This window comes from Pseudoxanthomonas sp. UC19_8 (genome assembly GCF_042700505.1).
Taxonomy (GTDB): Bacteria; Pseudomonadota; Gammaproteobacteria; order Xanthomonadales; family Xanthomonadaceae; genus Pseudoxanthomonas_A; species Pseudoxanthomonas_A winnipegensis.
On record NZ_CP170559.1, the window covers coordinates 3,968,544 to 3,983,651 of the forward strand.

Annotated in this window: 12 protein-coding genes; 8 read left to right on the forward strand and 4 right to left on the reverse strand. The window is 70.3% G+C overall.

Annotated elements, in window-relative coordinates; genetic code table 11:
* Positions 1-84: 84 nt before the first annotated feature.
* A complete protein-coding gene (locus ACFJIT_RS17435) occupies positions 85-1,269 on the reverse strand; it encodes a glycosyltransferase (protein WP_379654422.1) in 1,185 nt (394 codons plus the stop codon).
* 326 nt (positions 1,270-1,595) lie between these two features.
* A complete protein-coding gene (locus tag ACFJIT_RS17440) occupies positions 1,596-3,203 on the reverse strand; it encodes a glucan biosynthesis protein (protein ID WP_130524598.1) in 1,608 nt (535 codons plus the stop codon).
* Between the two features lie 308 nt (positions 3,204-3,511).
* On the opposite strand from ACFJIT_RS17440, the gene ACFJIT_RS17445 reads away from it, so the two are divergent.
* From ACFJIT_RS17445 to ACFJIT_RS17480, 8 genes are all read left to right on the forward strand, one after another.
* Positions 3,512-5,344: an ATP-binding protein gene (locus ACFJIT_RS17445; protein WP_379654423.1), complete on the forward strand. Its 1,833-nt coding sequence runs from the start codon at positions 3,512-3,514 to the stop codon at positions 5,342-5,344.
* Positions 5,341-5,784: a response regulator gene (locus tag ACFJIT_RS17450; RefSeq protein ID WP_130524600.1), complete on the forward strand. Its 444-nt coding sequence runs from the start codon at positions 5,341-5,343 to the stop codon at positions 5,782-5,784. The genes ACFJIT_RS17445 and ACFJIT_RS17450 overlap by 4 nt, the downstream gene beginning before the upstream one ends.
* Positions 5,785-5,789: 5 nt before the next feature.
* Positions 5,790-7,289, forward strand: a complete 1,500-nt coding sequence (locus ACFJIT_RS17455; protein WP_379654424.1) for an ATP-binding protein — start codon at positions 5,790-5,792, stop codon at positions 7,287-7,289.
* A 12-nt stretch (positions 7,290-7,301) separates the two neighbouring features.
* Positions 7,302-7,898 (forward strand): DUF938 domain-containing protein, encoded by a 597-nt coding sequence (locus tag ACFJIT_RS17460; protein ID WP_379654425.1) that lies wholly within the window; start codon positions 7,302-7,304, stop codon positions 7,896-7,898.
* A gap of 453 nt (positions 7,899-8,351) precedes the next feature.
* The gene (locus ACFJIT_RS17465; protein ID WP_379654426.1) at positions 8,352-9,623 is read left to right on the forward strand and encodes a lytic murein transglycosylase; all 1,272 of its coding nucleotides are present in this window, start codon (positions 8,352-8,354) and stop codon (positions 9,621-9,623) included.
* Positions 9,620-10,765: an acyltransferase family protein gene (locus ACFJIT_RS17470; RefSeq protein ID WP_379654427.1), complete on the forward strand. Its 1,146-nt coding sequence runs from the start codon at positions 9,620-9,622 to the stop codon at positions 10,763-10,765. Before ACFJIT_RS17465 ends, ACFJIT_RS17470 begins: the two co-directional genes overlap by 4 nt.
* 45 nt (positions 10,766-10,810) lie before the next feature.
* Entirely contained in the window at positions 10,811-11,554 is a 744-nt protein-coding gene (locus ACFJIT_RS17475; protein ID WP_379654428.1) for an ATP-binding cassette domain-containing protein, read from the forward strand.
* Between the two features lie 11 nt (positions 11,555-11,565).
* A complete protein-coding gene (locus ACFJIT_RS17480; protein WP_379655799.1) occupies positions 11,566-13,029 on the forward strand; it encodes a glycine betaine ABC transporter substrate-binding protein in 1,464 nt (487 codons plus the stop codon).
* A 478-nt stretch (positions 13,030-13,507) separates the two neighbouring features.
* Here the strand turns inward: ACFJIT_RS17480 and ACFJIT_RS17485 are convergent, their stop codons facing one another.
* Both ACFJIT_RS17485 and ACFJIT_RS17490 read right to left on the reverse strand, forming a co-directional pair.
* Positions 13,508-13,861 carry a hypothetical protein gene (locus tag ACFJIT_RS17485; RefSeq protein ID WP_379654429.1) on the reverse strand — a complete coding sequence of 118 codons (354 nt, stop codon included), beginning with the start codon at positions 13,859-13,861 and terminating at the stop codon, positions 13,508-13,510.
* A 5-nt stretch (positions 13,862-13,866) separates the two neighbouring features.
* A complete protein-coding gene (locus tag ACFJIT_RS17490) occupies positions 13,867-15,042 on the reverse strand; it encodes an aminotransferase class V-fold PLP-dependent enzyme (RefSeq protein WP_379654430.1) in 1,176 nt (391 codons plus the stop codon).
* Positions 15,043-15,108: the final 66 nt, after the last annotated feature.

Sequence of the window (15,108 nt, forward strand, 5' to 3'; positions counted from 1 at the left end):
CATGGCTCGCGCGTCCTGGCCGCGCCGGCGAAAGCACGGCGCGACGGGCGGCCCTGACCGCAACGCGCAAGGGGGACTGCCCGATCAGACGGTGACGTCGCGGCGACGCACCAGCGGCGTGCCATGCGCGACATCGACCATGCCGGCCATGCGGGCCAGTCGCTCGATCCGTTGTTGAAGACGCGGACTGCGGGGAAGGCCGGCCACGTCCAGCAGCTGGCCCCAGCGATGGGCCCAGTCATGGCGGCGCAGGGCCTGGCTGACATTGGTCGCGCGCGCCTGCTCCAGGCGCGCGCTCTGGCTGCCCAGGTCGGCCAGGAACGCGCCCACGTCCGGCGTGCCGGGCGGCAGCTCGATCACCGCATCGGGCCAGTCGAAGTGGTCGTCGAACTCCGGGCAGTGCTGGCGCGAGCCCAGCACGATCGCCCCGCCGGCGGTGCCCTCGAAATAGCGCGTGGCCAGCGCGTTCTTGCGCACGCCCTTGAACACGCCGGTGGTGTCCACGGTGAAGTCGTAGGCGATGAAGTACTTGGCGCGCTTGATCATCGCCGCCGACTGGGCGCGGTGCTCGGCCCAGTCGGTGACCGCGCCGGCCTTGAGCACGTCGTGCACGTAGAAGAAGTTGCCGTCGTGCGCGGCCAGCGCGCTGAGCTTGGTGTGCAGCTCGGGCATGCGCCGACCCAGGGAGAGCACGTCGATGCTGCGCGGCGGCGCCTCGGGGTAGGGGCAGGACAGCAGCGTGTCGCAGGCGCTGGGCAGGAAGGAGATCGGCGTGGAGGTGTACTGGCGCAGCGCCGGGATGCTCTCGGCGTTGAGCACGAACACATGATCGAACGCGTCGAGCATGCGCAGCTCCTGCGCCTGGTGCGGGAAACGCTCGGGCCAGCCCTCGAGCAGGTAGCAGTACGCCTTGCCGCAGCGCTCGCGCCAGCCCTTGATCCGCGCCAGCGTGGTCAGCTCGGGCGGGAACTGGCACACGAACACGAACACGTCGTAGTCGCGGCCGACCTGGGTCTGGGTGGCGTTGGACAGGCCCGGCCGGCCCAGCCGGCGCCAGGCCTGCGACACCACCCGGTGGCGCAGCTCGTTCCACAGATAGCCCACGCTGGGATTGACCCCGCGGCCGGCCGTATGCGGCGCGGCGGACGGGATCAGCAGGTCGGCGTTCTCGACCTGGGCGATCACGTTGAGGAAGGCGTAGGCCTGGCCGTTGAACGGCTCGGGCCAGGCGTTGTAATTGCTCGACAGCAGGACCGATCGGTCGGCCATGGGCATTCCTTCGTCAAGTGTGGGGAAACCTGACGCATCGCCTCGCGCCTTCCTGCAGGCGTCCGCCCATGCGCAGCGGCGCAGGGCGGACCGGACCTTCAGGAACGCGCGGCCACGATGGACCGGCACGGCACCGCATTCAGCCCACCGGTCGCGACCCGGCGCGCGTTCCGCGCGCGCCCTAGGTCGTGTCCCCTCCCCGATGCCGCTGTACCGGCATCTCCGGCGGCTTACTGCTGTTAACGCAGTCGCGCGCGCGGACAGGACAGCGGGGCGCATCGCGCGTCCCGCGCTTCAATGGCAGGCGGTTCGCCGCCCGCGGCGGCTCAGTAGATCTTGCGCTCGGCCGCCGGCGGCGGGCTGAACTGGTACAGCCAGGTCTCGCTTAAGGAGCCGGTGGCGTCCTTGAGGTACAGGCGCAGATCGATCTGGCTGCTGTCTTCTTTCTCCGGCACCACGTCGAACATCACCCGGTAGCCGTGCAGCTCGCGCAGCGGTCGGCACGACACCGTCTCCAGCGTGCCGCCGCGGATCTCCAGCGCCGGGTCGACCTTGGCGTTGGCCGCTTCCAGCGCGGCCAGCTTGCCGCCGACGAAGTCCACGGCGAAGCGCTGCGACCACTTGCTGCGCTTCTGCCCCACCACGCCGCCCAGGCCGGTGCGGGTGGCCACGCAATGCGCCTGCGGCGGCTGCGAGGGCGCGGCCGAGCCCCAGAACAGCTTGTAGCCGTACAGCAGCTCCTGGCCGGCCTGTGGCTTCTCCTTGGGGTTCCAGAACGCCACGATGTTGTCGAAGGTCTCATCGACCGTGGGGATCTCCACCAGCTGCACCGAGCCGGCGCCCCAGCCGCCCTTGGGCTCGATCCACAGGCACGGGCGCTTCTCGTAGAACACGCCGTCGTCCTGGTAGTGGTCGAAGTCGCGATCGCGCTGGAGCAGGCCGAAGCCCTTGGGATCGTTGTCGGCGAAGGCGTTGAAGCGCAGCTGCGGCGGATTGGTCAGCGGGCGCCAGATCCATTCGCCGCTGCCGGTGTGCAGGGCCAGGCCGTCGGTGTCGTGGATCTCCGGGCGCCAGTCCCAGGCCATGCGGCGGTCGTTCTCGCCGGTCTGGTACATGCTGGTGCACGGCGCCAGGCCCAGGCGCTCGATGCTGGTGCGCGGGTAGAGCGCGCAGTCGATGTCCATCAGCAGCGGCTCGCCCGGGGTCAGCGCGAAGCGGTAGGCGCCGGCCACGCTGGGCGAATCCAGCAGGCCGTAGACCACCAGCGTATTGGAGCCCTTGGCCGGCCGTTCCAGGTAATAGGCGACGAAGTCAGGGAACTCCTCCGGCTTGCCCATGCCCGTGTCGATGGCCAGGCCGCGCGCGGACTGGCCGTACTGGCCCTCCTTGCCGACCGCGCGGAAGTAGCTGGCGCCCAGGAAGGCGGCGAAGTCGCGGTTCGGATCGTCCTTGGTGTTGAGGCGGAAGCCCGCGAAGCCCAGCGTGTCCGGCAGCTTGACCTTGGCCAGGCCGCTGTCGCCGTAGTCGAACATGCCCGCGTTGTACTTGATCTCGCGCGCCTGGCCGTCGGCGACCTCGTGCATGGTCACCGGCCGCTTGAAGTACAGGCCCATGTGGAAGAACTGGGCCAGGAAGGCGTCGTCCTGGCCGGTCCACAGCGCATGGTCCTTGCGGTAGCGGATGGCCTGGTAGTGGTCCCAGCTGATCCCGTCCAGCGCCGCCGGCAGCGGGCCGCCATGCGGCTTGTACGGCGCGCTGGCCAGTGCCCGCGCCTGGCCCTTCAGGCTGGCGTAGTCGAAGGGCTGGGCCGGGCCGAACACCAGGTTGGACTTGCCGGGCGCGGCCAGCGCGGCCTGCGAGGCCAGCAGCGAGGGGGGCAGGCCCAGGGCGGCCAGGGTCCCGGCGGCGCGGGTGAGGAATTGACGTCGGATCATGCAGGCGAGGGCAGGGCCGGGAAGAGAAGGAGTCGGGTAGATGCTAAGCGTTGTAGCGTTGGCGGTCTGCTGACAAAGCGGCCGTTGGCTGTCTGGCCTATTCATCTTCACGCGCTTTCACGGATTCTTTACATCTCAAACGGTCCACTTGTTGCGTGCTCTACAAGCACGCGTTTCGCGTGTCGGGTCGCAGTCCAAAGCTGGGAGGGACGGCGCGCGACGGACGGGAAGCAAGCGGATGCTGTCGCATTAACTTTCGTAGAGTCCGGGTGAAGATCCGGGCTTCCCGTCACCCTCACCATAGACCCATGTCCGTGTCCTTTCGGTCGCAGTGGCTGGATTGGCGTCTGCCTCTGCTGACGCTGATCGTCCTGCTCATCGTCATCCTGCCGACCCTGCTGCTGCAGCAGCTCTTTACGTCCACGCTCAACGCGGCGGCGTGGGTCACGCACACCCATCAGGTCGAGGCGCAGGTCAATGCGCTGACGGTGGAGCTGCGCGAGGCCGAGGAGTGCAGCCTGCTGCTGGCCATGGGCGTGGACGCCAAGATTCCGCGCGAGCGCCTGAAGGCCTCGCCGGCGGTGCTCGAGCGCATGCTCGACCAGCTGCAGGCGCTGACCGAGGACAACGCTGACACCCAGGTGCGGGTGGGCCGCCTGCGCGAGATCGCGACCCGGCGCATCGCCCTGGCGACCGAGCTGCCGGACAGCGTCGAGCCGCGCCGCGCCCAGATCCTGCGGCTGCTGGCCAGCGACCTGCCGGCCCATCCGGTCCTGCAGGAACTGCTGCAGGACGAGCAGCGCATGAAGGCCCAGCGCGAGCGGGACTTCCAGGCCCGGCGCGAACAGGTGCGCTGGCTGGGCCTGGGCGCGATGGTGCTGCAGCTGCTGCTGCTGGTGCTGATCATCTGGCTGCTGGCCCGGCAGATGGGCCAGCGGCTGTCGGCCGAACAGGCCTCCTCGCGCGCCGACGCGCGCGCGGCCAGCGTGCTGCAGACCGTGCGCGAGCCGATTGTGGTGCTGGACCGCGACCAGCGCGTGCTGCTGCACAACGCGGCCTTCGCCGAGCTCTACGCCATCGACGAGGACGACCTGGCCGAGCGCCATCCGCGCCTGGACGAGCTCAGCGACGCCTGGGACGACGATGTGGTGCGCCAGCGCCTGGCCGACGTGCTGGCGCGCGGGCGCGAGCTGTGGGACTACGAGGTCCAGCAGCTGACCCGCGGCAGCGTGCAGCGCACCCTGCTGCTCAACGCCCGGCGCATGGCCCTGCCCGACGGCGGCGACGACGCGGTGCTGATGACCTTGAGCGATGTGACCACGCAGAAGACCAGCCAGCAGCGCATCATCGACCTCAACCGCCAGCTGGAAGGCAAGATCGAGCAGGTCTCGGACGTCAACCGCGAGCTGGAGGCCTTCAGCTACTCGGTCTCGCACGACCTGCGCGCGCCGCTGCGCCACGTGTCCGGCTTCGCCGACAAGCTGGCCCGCCATCTGGGCGAGGACACCGACGAGCGCAGCCGCCACTACCTGCAGGTGATCGGCGACTCGGCGCGGCGCATGTCGGCGCTGATCGACGACCTGCTGGTGTACTCGCGCCTGGGCCGGGTCGTGCTGCGCCTGCAGGCGGTGGACATGCAGTCGCTGGTGGCCGAGACGCGCTCGATGCTCGATGCCCAGGTCAGCGCGGACAAGCACGCCCTGCCGCTGCGCGTGGACTGGGACATCGACCCGCTGCCGATCCTGGTGGGCGACGAGAACATGCTGCGCCAGGTCTGGCAGAACCTGCTGGGCAACGCGGTCAAGTACAGCGGCAAGCGCGAGGTCGCCCAGATCCAGGTCGGCTACCGGCTGGAGGGCGATGGCGAGCATCACTTCTGGGTGCGCGATAATGGCGCCGGTTTCGACATGGCCTACGCCGGCAAGCTGTTCGGCGTGTTCCAGCGACTGCACAAATCCAGCGAGTACGCCGGCACGGGCATTGGCCTGGCCAGCGTGCGCCGCGTCGTGACGCGCCATGGCGGCCGCGTCTGGGCCGAGGCCGAGCCCGACCAGGGCGCCACGTTCCACTTCATCATCCCCAGCTCGCCGGACGACGCGTTCGTCCCGCGCGGGCCCACCCCTGCAGAGTTCCTGTCATGAGTACCCCGATCCGCACCATCCTGCTGGCCGAAGACAGCATCGCCGACGCCGAGATGGCGATCGACGCGCTGCGCGAGGCCAACCTGGCCAATCCCATCGTGCACGTGGAGGACGGCGTGGAGGCGCTGGATTACCTGCTGCGCCGCGGTGCCTATGCCGAGCGCCCGGAGGGCCTGCCGGCCGTGGTGCTGCTGGACATCAAGATGCCGCGCATGGACGGGCTGGAAGTGCTGCGCGCGATCCGCGAAGACGAGGCGCTCAAGCCGCTGCCGGTGGTCATCCTGTCGTCCTCGCGCGAGGAAAGCGACCTGGTGCGCAGCTGGGACCTGGGCGCCAACGCCTACGTGGTCAAGCCGGTGGACATCGACCAGTTCTTCACCGCGGTCAAGACGCTGGGCACGTTCTGGGCCGTGTTCAACGAAGCCCCGGGGCAGGCCTGAACGGCATGCCGCTGAGCGCCGCCCCGATCGGCCCCGTGCGCATCCTCCTGGTGGAGGATTCGCCGGAGGACGCCGAGCTGACGTCCATGCAGCTGGTGGACGCGGGGCTGGAAGCCGAGTTCGAGCGGGTCGATACCGAGGCCGAGCTCGCGCGCGCGCTGGCGACGTTCAAGCCGGATCTGGTGCTGTCGGACCTGAGCATGCCGGGCTTCTCCGGGCATCAGGCGTTGCAGCTGGTGCGCAGCCATCAGCCGCCGATCCCCTTCATCTTCGTCTCCGGCACCATGGGCGAGGAGACCGCGGTGCAGGCGCTGCGCGAGGGCGCGGCCGACTACATCCTCAAGGACAAGACCGCGCGCCTGCCGTCGGCGGCCGCGCGCGCGATCCGCGAGGCGCGCAGCGAGCACGAACGCGCGCGCGTGGAGAAGGAGCTGCTGCGCTCGCAGCGGCTGGATTCGATGGCGATGCTGGCCGCGGGCCTGAGCCACGACCTGCGCAACATCCTGCAGCCGCTGCTGATCGTGCCGGACCTGCTGGCCATCCACAGCGACAACCCCAAGATCCACAAGCTGGGCCAGGTGATCGCCGAGTCCGGCCGGCGCGGCCACGAGATGGCCGAGTCGATGCTGTCCTTCGTGCGCGGCGCGCGCAAGGCGCGCGAGGACGTGTCGGTGGGCGAGCTGTTCCAGGCCGTGCAGGTGCTGCTGCAGGGCACCTTGCCGGACAACGTGCGCCTGGACCTGCAGCCGCCGGCCACGCCGGTGCAGATCGACGCCAACTACGTCGAGCTGCAGCAGGTGCTGATCAACCTGTGCCTCAACGCGATCCAGGCCATGCCCACGGGCGGCACGCTGACCCTGTCGGCGCGGCCGGTCGAGGAAGGCGTGTGCATCCGCGTGGCCGATGAGGGCATCGGCATGGACGCCAAGACCCGCAGCCAGCTGTTCACCCCGTTCTTCACCACCAAGTCCGAGGGCACGGGCCTGGGGCTGATGTCCTGCCTGCGCATCGTCGAGCAGTACCAGGGCCGCATCGAGGTGGACAGCACGCCGGGCGTGGGCACGACCTTCGCGGTGGTGCTGCCGGTCACCGGCGGCGCCGCGCCGCAGTCCAGTGTGCCGGCCCCGGGTCAGGGCCAGCGCATCCTGCTGGTCGACGGCGACAGCACGCGCCAGTCGCTGCTGCGCAACGCGCTGGAAAGCCAGGGTTACGCGCCGGCCACCGCGCCCGACGGCGCCTACGCGCTGCGCGCGGCCGTGGTCGACGGCATGCCGGAGCTGTTCATCATCGACAGCGATTTCGTCCTGCTGCCGGCCACCGCGCTGGTGCAGGCGCTGGTCCAGCGCGGCTATCGCGGGCCAGTGCTGCTGCTGCAGGATCCTGCGCGCCCGTTCGACCGGTCCGAACTGCCGGCCGGCCTGCGCGCGCAGTTCCTGGACAAGCCGCTGGAAATGGGCCGGCTCTTCCACGCCGTGGCCGAGGCGCTGCAGCCCGCCGAGGGCTGAGCCGGCCGGCGCATGGTGGACAAGCCGTTCGCTCCGTCCTGCGCGCGCAATCGCGATCCGATCCTGGCGGTGCTGCGCCCGCTGCTGGCCCAGGCTCGCCGCGTGCTGGAGATCGGCAGCGGCACCGGCCAGCACGCGGTGCATTTCGCCGCCGCGCTGCCGCAGCTGTGCTGGCAGACCAGCGAGCGCGCCGAACACCTGCCGGGCATCGGCGCGTGGCTGGACGAGGCCGCGCTGCCCAACACCCCGCCGCCGCTGGAGCTGGACGTGGCGCGCGGGCCATGGCCGGCGCAGCGCTTCGATGCGGTGTTCACCGCCAATACGCTGCACATCATGGGCTGGCCGCAGGTGCAGGCGTGCTTCGCCGGGTTGTCAGGTGTGCTGGAGAGCGGCGGCGTCCTGGCGGTGTACGGGCCGTTCAACTATGGCGGTGCCTTCACCAGCGACAGCAATGTGCAGTTCGACCAGTGGTTGAAGGCGCGCGATCCGGTCAGCGGGATCCGCGATTTCGAGGCGGTCGATGCGCTGGCGCGCGGCATCGGTCTGCGGCTGGAGGCCGATCATGCGATGCCTGCGAACAATCGCTTGCTGGTGTGGCGGCGGGGGTAGGGTTTGCTCCCTCCCTTTGGCCGCAGGCCAAGGGGAGCTCGAAGTCGCGGCTAGCGACTGAGGGGGAGGGTTGCTCTTCGCGGGAAAGTCAAAAGCAAAAGCACCCCCTCCCAGCCTCCCCCTTCGCTGCGCGAAAGGGGAGGGGCCTTGAAGCCAGAGCCAAAGCAACAGCAACAGCAACAGCAACAGCAACACCCAAAGCAGCAGCAACAGCGATACCGGCAACGGCAATAGCCACAACGGAAGCAGCGGCAACGACAACGGCAGCAGCGACGCGAGCCTTTCAGGTCGTCATTCCCGCGAAGGCGGGAATCCAGCGCCTCTGCACTTGATGCGGCGCGTCGCCCGCAGACCTCCGTCGGCACGGCGCCGTGCGCAACGTCGCAGCCAAAGCCCCGGCAGCGGCCCGCTGCTTACAATCGACGCTGGCAATGGCAGCGCGGGAGTGGATGCATGCGACGCAACCTGGCGGGAATCCTGATGGCCTCGATGGCCTCGATGGCGTGGGCGGCGCAGGCGCAGCAGCCGGCCGTCGACGCGGGAGCCCCCAGCGACGCCGATCGCGCCACCTACGCCAGCTGCATGGCGCGCACGCGAGCGGGCGCCACGGGGATCGCGCCTGCCGCGTTCGATCGCTTCATGGCCGGCGTGGTGCCGGACATGAGCGTGCTGCCGCTGCTGGACAGCCAGCCCGAGTTCTCCACGCCGATCTGGGACTACCTGGCGCCGCTGGTCGACGCCCAGCGCGTCGCGGATGGCCAGGCGATGCGCGCCCAGCACGCCGAGGTGCTGGCGCGCGTGGCGCAGGACAGCGGCGTGGATGCGGCCACGGTGGTGGCGGTCTGGGGCGTGGAGAGCGACTACGGCCGGGTGCAGGGCAAGCGGCCGCTGCTGGTGTCGCTGTCCACCCTGGCGTGCTTCGGCCGGCGGCAGGAGTTCTTCCGCGGCGAACTGCTGGCGACCCTGGCGCTGCTGCAGTCGGGCGATCTGACACTTGATGGGCTGACCGGCTCGTGGGCCGGCGCGTTCGGGCAGACCCAGTTCATGCCCAGCACCTACCAGCGCATCGCGGTGGACGGCGATGGCGACGGGCGCCGCGATCTGGTCCACAGCGTGCCCGACGCGCTGGCGTCCACCGCCAACTATCTCAAGCGCGCCGGCTGGCAGACCGGCCAACCCTGGGGCTTCGAGGTGCGCGTGCCGGCGGGCTGGGACGCGTCCCGCGCGGGGCGCAAGGCCAAGCGCCCGCTGCGCGAGTGGGTCGCCGCAGGCATCACCCGCGCCGACGGCGGCGCGATCGCGGCCGACGACACGCCGGCCGCGCTGCTGCTGCCGGCCGGCGTGGCCGGGCCGGCGTTCCTGGCGTTTCGCAACTTCGATGCGATCTACAGCTACAACGCCGCCGAGAGCTATGCGCTGGCCATCGCGCTGCTGTCCGACCGCCTGCGCGGCGGCGGCCCGCTGATCGCCTCCTGGCCCACCGACGATCCGCCGCTGGACCGCGCGCAGCGCAAGGAACTGCAGCTGCTGCTGCTGGCGCGCGGCCATGACCTCGGCACGCCCGATGGCCTGGTCGGCGCGCAGACCCGCCGCGCCATCGCCGGCGAACAGCAGGCGCTGGGTCTGGCGCCGGTCGATGGCCGCGCCGGTCTGAAGATCCTGCAGGCCCTGCGCTCTGCCGGACCGCCTGTGCTGCTGCCGGCCTCCGCGCAGGGCGCGCCATGACCGCGCCGACGCAGCGCAATCCCGGCATCGACACGCTGCGCGGCGTGTCGATCCTGCTGGTGGTCGTGCACCACCTGGCGCTGCGCATCCCGCTGCGCGACACCGCGCTGTCCGACTGGTTGCCGCTGCGCCTGCTGCGCGCGCTGAGCTACAACGGCTACGAGGCGGTGTTCGTGTTCTTCGTCATTTCCGGCTTCCTGATCACGCTGCATGCCGTGCAGCGCTGGTCGTCGCTGGCGCGCATCGACCTGCGCGCGTTCTATGCGCGGCGCGCGGCCCGCATCCTGCCGGCGCTGCTGCTGCTCCTGGCGGTGCTGGCGCTGATGCATGGCCTGGGCGTGCCGAACTTCGTGATCGACAAGCCCGGCCAGTCGCTGGGCGGCGCGCTATGGTCGGCGCTGACGTTGCAGCTGAACTGGTACGAGGGCCGCACCGGCTGGCTGCCCGGCGGCTGGGACGTACTGTGGTCGCTGTCGATCGAGGAGGCGTTCTATCTCGCCTTCCCGCTGGTGTGTCTGCTGCTGCGCCGGCGCGCGCTGCTGGTGCCGGCCCTGGTGCTGCTGGCGCTGTCGTTGCCGCTGACCCGCGCGGCGATCGCCGACAACGAGATCTGGCAGGAGAAGGCCTACCTGCCGGGCTTTTCCGCCATCGCCGTCGGCGTGCTGGCGGCCCTGGCGGTGACCCGTTGGCCGGTGCCGGCTTCCACCGCGCGCGGCCTGCGCGTGCTCGGCGTGGTCGCGCTGGCGGCGGTGCTGCTGTGCGGCGGCGAGCTGTGGCGCTCGCTGGGCAACGGCGCCATGCTGGTGCTGGTCGGCGGTGCGGGCGCGCTGCTGGTCGGCCTGCACGCGATGCCGGCCCGTGCGCCGCTGCGCGCGCTGGCGTGGCTGCGGGCCTGGGGCCGGCTCAGCTACGAGCTCTATCTGACGCACATGTTCGTCGTGTTCGCGCTAGTCGGGCTGTATCGCGCCGGTGGCGGCCAGGTGCGTCTGGGCGCGTGGTGGTATCTGGCGCTGCTGCCACTGTGCTGGCTGCTGGCCTGGGCATTCGCGCGGCTGTGGACGCTGCCGGCCGAGCGCTGGCTCAAGCGGCGCTGGCTGCGTGCGCCACCCGCGCCCGCCGCCGATGCGGCCGCGGCGGCCTGAGCGCCCTTCGCGACATGGCCCAGCGCGGTATGCCAGCATCGGGCCATGGCGATCTTTTCCCTGCAGCGGGTCACGCGCCGCTACGGCCACACCGTCGCGCTCGATGACGTCGACCTCGAGATCGAACAGGGTCGCACCACCGCCCTGATCGGGCCCAGCGGCGCGGGCAAGTCCAGCGTGCTGCGCATGCTGATCGGGCTGGAATGGCCCGACAGCGGGCAGGTGCGCTTCGAGGGCGAGCCGCTGCAGCGCAAGACGCTGCTGGCGCAGCGCCGGCGCATCGGCTACGTGATCCAGGAAGGCGGCCTGTTCCCGCATCTGAGCGCGCGCGACAACGCCGCGCTGCTGGCGCGCGCACTGGGCTGGCCGCGTGAGCGCATCGAGGCGCGCCTGGCCGAGCTGGCGGAGGTCTGCCAGCTGCCGCCTGCGCTGCTGGCGCGCTATTCGGCCGAACTCTCCGGCGGCCAGCGCCAGCGCATGGGGCTGGTGCGCGCGCTGATGCTCGATCCGCCGGTGCTGCTGCTGGACGAGCCGCTCGGCGCGCTCGACCCCATCGTGCGCCACGAGCTGCAGACCCAGATACGCGCGTTGATCGCCCAACTGGGCAAGACCGTGGTGCTGGTGACCCACGACGTGGCCGAGGCGGCCTACCTGGCCGACACCCTGGTGCTGATGCGGGCCGGGCGCATCGTCCAGCAGGGCAGCGCCCGGGCCTTGCTGGACGACCCGGCCGAGGAATTCGTCACCCGCTTCATGACCGCCCAGCGCACGCTGGAGGATGCCGCATGAGGCGCGCGGCGATGCGCGCCTGGCTGGTCTGCGTGCTGTTGTGTCTGCTGTCCCCGGCGATGGCCAGGCAGGTCACCGTCGGCTCGAAGAACTTCACCGAAGGTGTGATCCTGGCCGAGATCGCCGTGGCGCAGGCGCGCAAGGACGGCGTGGAGGTGGCGCACAAGCGCCAGCTCGGCGGCACGCGCATCCTCTGGCGCGCGCTGCAGGAGGGCGACATCGACGCCTATGCCGAATACACCGGCACGCTGCGCCAGGAACTGCTGCAGCAGCCCGACGCCACCGAGGCGCAGCTGGCCGCCGCGCTGGCGCAGCAGGGGTTGGGCATGACGCGCTCGCTCGGCTTCCAGAACACCTATGCCCTGGGCATGCGCAAGGCGCGCGCCCAGGCGCTGGGCATCCGCACGCTGGGCGATCTGGCGCGGCATCCCGAACTCAAGCTGGGCCTGAGCAACGAGTTCCTGCAGCGCGCCGACGGCTGGCCCGGCGTGCGCGCCGCCTACGGGCTGCCGCAGCAGGCCAACGGGCTGGACCACGACCTGGCCTACCGCGCGCTGCAGAGCGGGGCCATCGACGTCACCGACCTGTACAGCACCGACGCGGAGATTCCGTACTACGACCTGGTGGTGCTGGACGACGACCGCCATTACTTCCCCGATTACCAGGCGGTGTTCCTGTATCGGCTGGAGCTGGAGCGCAGTGCGCCGGCCTTCGTGCAGGCGCTGCGCGCGCTGCAAGGGCGCATCGATGTGGCGGACATGCGCCGGCTCAACGCGCAGGTCAAGCTGGAGCATCGCGCCGAGGCGCAGGTGGCCGCCGCGTTCGTCGGCGTCGATGCGCCGCAGGGCAGCGGCCGCGCCGCGCGCATCGCCCAGCGCACCGGCGAACACCTGGCCCTGGTCGGCGTCTCGCTCGGCTGCGCGCTGCTGGTCGCGCTGCCGCTGGGCGTGCTGGCCGCGCGCCGCCCGCGCCTGGGTCAGGTCGTGCTGTCGCTGACCGGCGTACTGCAGACGCTGCCGTCGCTGGCGGTGTTCGTCTTCATGATTCCGCTGTTCGGCATCGGCGCGAAGCCGGCGATCGCGGCGCTGTTCCTGTATTCGCTGTTGCCTATCGTGCGCAACACGCACGCCGGCCTGACCGGCATCCCGCGCGACCTGCGCGAGACCGCCGCGGCCCTGGGTCTGCCGGCGCGCACGCGCCTGTGGCGGGTGGAGCTGCCGCTGGCGCTGCGCACGATCCTTGCGGGGGTCAAGACCGCCGCGGTGATCAATGTCGGCACGGCGACGCTCGGCGCCCTGATCGGCGCTGGTGGCTATGGCCAGCCGATCCTGACCGGGATCCGGCTCGATAATCTGGGGATGATTCTGGAGGGGGCGGTGCCGGCGGCGGTGCTGGCGTTGCTGGTGCAGGGGGGGTTCGAGCTCTTCGAGCGTGCCATGACGCCCAAGGGCTTGAGGCTCGTGGCGCGGGCATAGCGGGTCGCTACTGTCGCCGTTGCCGTTGCCGTTGCCGTTGCCGTTGCCGTTGCCGTTGCGGTGCTGTTGCTGTTGCTGTTGCTCAAGAGCTTTTGCTTTTGCTTTCCCTGTCTGAGCCGTAAAGCACGCCGAGCACCGCAGCAAAGCAGGGCCGAAGAGGCGCCCTGTTTGAGCGAAGCGAGTTTGGGCGCCGTGCCCTGCTTTGCGAGGAGCGCAGGGGACCGACGCGTAGCGTCGGCGTGCGTCCCGGCGAGAAGCGGTTTTGCTTCCTTTTGACAAGACAAAAGGAAGTCGCGCCGCAGGCGCGAAAGCTTTGCACTTGGCGCGCCGCAGGCGCGTTGCTTTCGTCCTACAAGTTCCGGCGCCAGCTCCTGACAAGTATTGCTTTAAATTTGCAAGCAAAACTTGAGTGCCATGCAGGTGCTTCTTAAAAGCAAAGCTTTCGCACGGCTTCGCCGCGCGAGCTACTTTTGTCTTGTCAAAAGTAGCCAAAACCGCTTCTCGCCGGGACGCGAGCCGCCGCTGCGCGGCGGTCCCCTGCGCTTCTCGGAAGACGGGGCATGGCGCCCAAACTCGCTTCGCTCAAACAGGGCCCCTCTTCGGCCCCGTCTTCCTGCGATGCTCGGCTCGCTTTACGGCTCAGACAGGTAAAGCAACAGCAAAAGCAGAAGCTCTTGAGCAACAGCAACAGCAACAGCAACAGCAACAGCAACAGCAACAGCAACAGCAACAGCAACAGCAACAGCAACAGCAACAGCAACAGCAACAGCAACAGCAACAGCAACAGCAACAGCAACAGCAACAGCAACAGCAACAGCAACAGCAACAGCAACAGCGCTAGGCGCTCGCTGCGATCTCGACCACTTCCTCCGTCTGCTCCGCAGTCACCATCAAGTACGGCGCCAACCGCAAACACCCCTGCCGCCGCGAACAGATCACCCCCCGCCGCGCGAACGCTCCCGCCACGGCATCAAACCGCTCGGCCGGCACCCGCAACCCCGCGATATGCGGCGCATGCCCCGGCGTCTTCCACGCCGACAGCCCGCGCGCGTCCAGCGCCGCATCCAGCGCGGCGGTGACCTCGCCCAGCGCCGCGGCGATGCGGCCCGGCTGCCAGGCCTGCAGCTGGGCCAGCCCGCCGTGGGTCAGGAGCAGGCGCAGCGGATCGGCGATGCCGCCGGCGTCGAAGCGGCGTGCGCCCGGCAGGTAGGGCGGCGGCGTGTCGAGCGGGAACACCCAGTCCGCGCCCGCATCGCGCGCGACCCAGTGCTGCTCCAGCGGCACGCCTTCGTCGCGCCAGCGCGGGCTGGCCCACAGCCAGGTCAGGCCCATCGTGCCCAGCAGCCACTTGTAGCCCACCGCCACCACGAAGTCCGGCCGCCAGCGCGCCAGCTGCAGTGGCAGGACGCCCAGGCTCTGGCTCAGGTCCAGCACCAGGGCCGCGCCGCGCGCGTGCACGGCGTCGGCGATGGGGTCGAGATCGAGCAGGCGGCCGTCGTGCCAGTAGCAATGGGGCAGGGTGGCGATGGCCAGCTCGGGCGTGTGGTCGATGGTGCGCAGCACCGCCTCGGTGAGCGTCTCGTCCGCGCGCGGCACGGCGCCGACCACGTGCGCGCCGGCCTGCGCGCAGCGCTGCTGCCAGGCGAGCAGGTTGGACGGGAACTGGCCTTCCAGCACCAGCACCGCCTGGCCGCGCCGCAGCGGCAGGTTGGCGGCGGCGGTGGCCAGGCCGTGCGCGGCCGACGGCACCATCGCCAAGCCCTCGACATCGCCGTCGAACAGCACCTGCGCGGCCAGCGCGCGCGCCTCCTCGATGCGCCGCATCCAGTCGGCGTGCGGCAGCCACCAAGGCGCGGCCTCGGCCTCCAGCATCGCGTGCGCGCCGTCCAGCACATGGCGCAGCCGTGCGCCCTTGGAGGCTGCGTCCAGGTAGATGGCGTCGGTCGGCGTGGCGAACGCACGCTGGCGCTGCGGCCACGGGACAGGGGCGGGGAGCGTCGGCGTATCGCGCATGTGTGCAGCCTAGCTGCACAGGACGCAGGTGGGCATAACAGGGCGTTCACCGCCGCCCCCTAGCAT

Coding starts and splice junctions, on each gene's coding strand:
- ACFJIT_RS17445 (WP_379654423.1), top strand. CDS start 3,512: ATGTCCGTGTCCTTTCGGTCGCAGTGGCTGGATTGGCGTCTGCCTCTG.
- ACFJIT_RS17490 (WP_379654430.1), bottom strand. CDS start 15,042: ATGCGCGATACGCCGACGCTCCCCGCCCCTGTCCCGTGGCCGCAGCGC.
- ACFJIT_RS17460 (WP_379654425.1), top strand. CDS start 7,302: ATGGTGGACAAGCCGTTCGCTCCGTCCTGCGCGCGCAATCGCGATCCG.
- ACFJIT_RS17480 (WP_379655799.1), top strand. CDS start 11,566: ATGCGCGCCTGGCTGGTCTGCGTGCTGTTGTGTCTGCTGTCCCCGGCG.
- ACFJIT_RS17455 (WP_379654424.1), top strand. CDS start 5,790: ATGCCGCTGAGCGCCGCCCCGATCGGCCCCGTGCGCATCCTCCTGGTG.
- ACFJIT_RS17470 (WP_379654427.1), top strand. CDS start 9,620: ATGACCGCGCCGACGCAGCGCAATCCCGGCATCGACACGCTGCGCGGC.
- ACFJIT_RS17450 (WP_130524600.1), top strand. CDS start 5,341: ATGAGTACCCCGATCCGCACCATCCTGCTGGCCGAAGACAGCATCGCC.
- ACFJIT_RS17435 (WP_379654422.1), bottom strand. CDS start 1,269: ATGGCCGACCGATCGGTCCTGCTGTCGAGCAATTACAACGCCTGGCCC.
- ACFJIT_RS17440 (WP_130524598.1), bottom strand. CDS start 3,203: ATGATCCGACGTCAATTCCTCACCCGCGCCGCCGGGACCCTGGCCGCC.
- ACFJIT_RS17475 (WP_379654428.1), top strand. CDS start 10,811: ATGGCGATCTTTTCCCTGCAGCGGGTCACGCGCCGCTACGGCCACACC.
- ACFJIT_RS17465 (WP_379654426.1), top strand. CDS start 8,352: ATGCGACGCAACCTGGCGGGAATCCTGATGGCCTCGATGGCCTCGATG.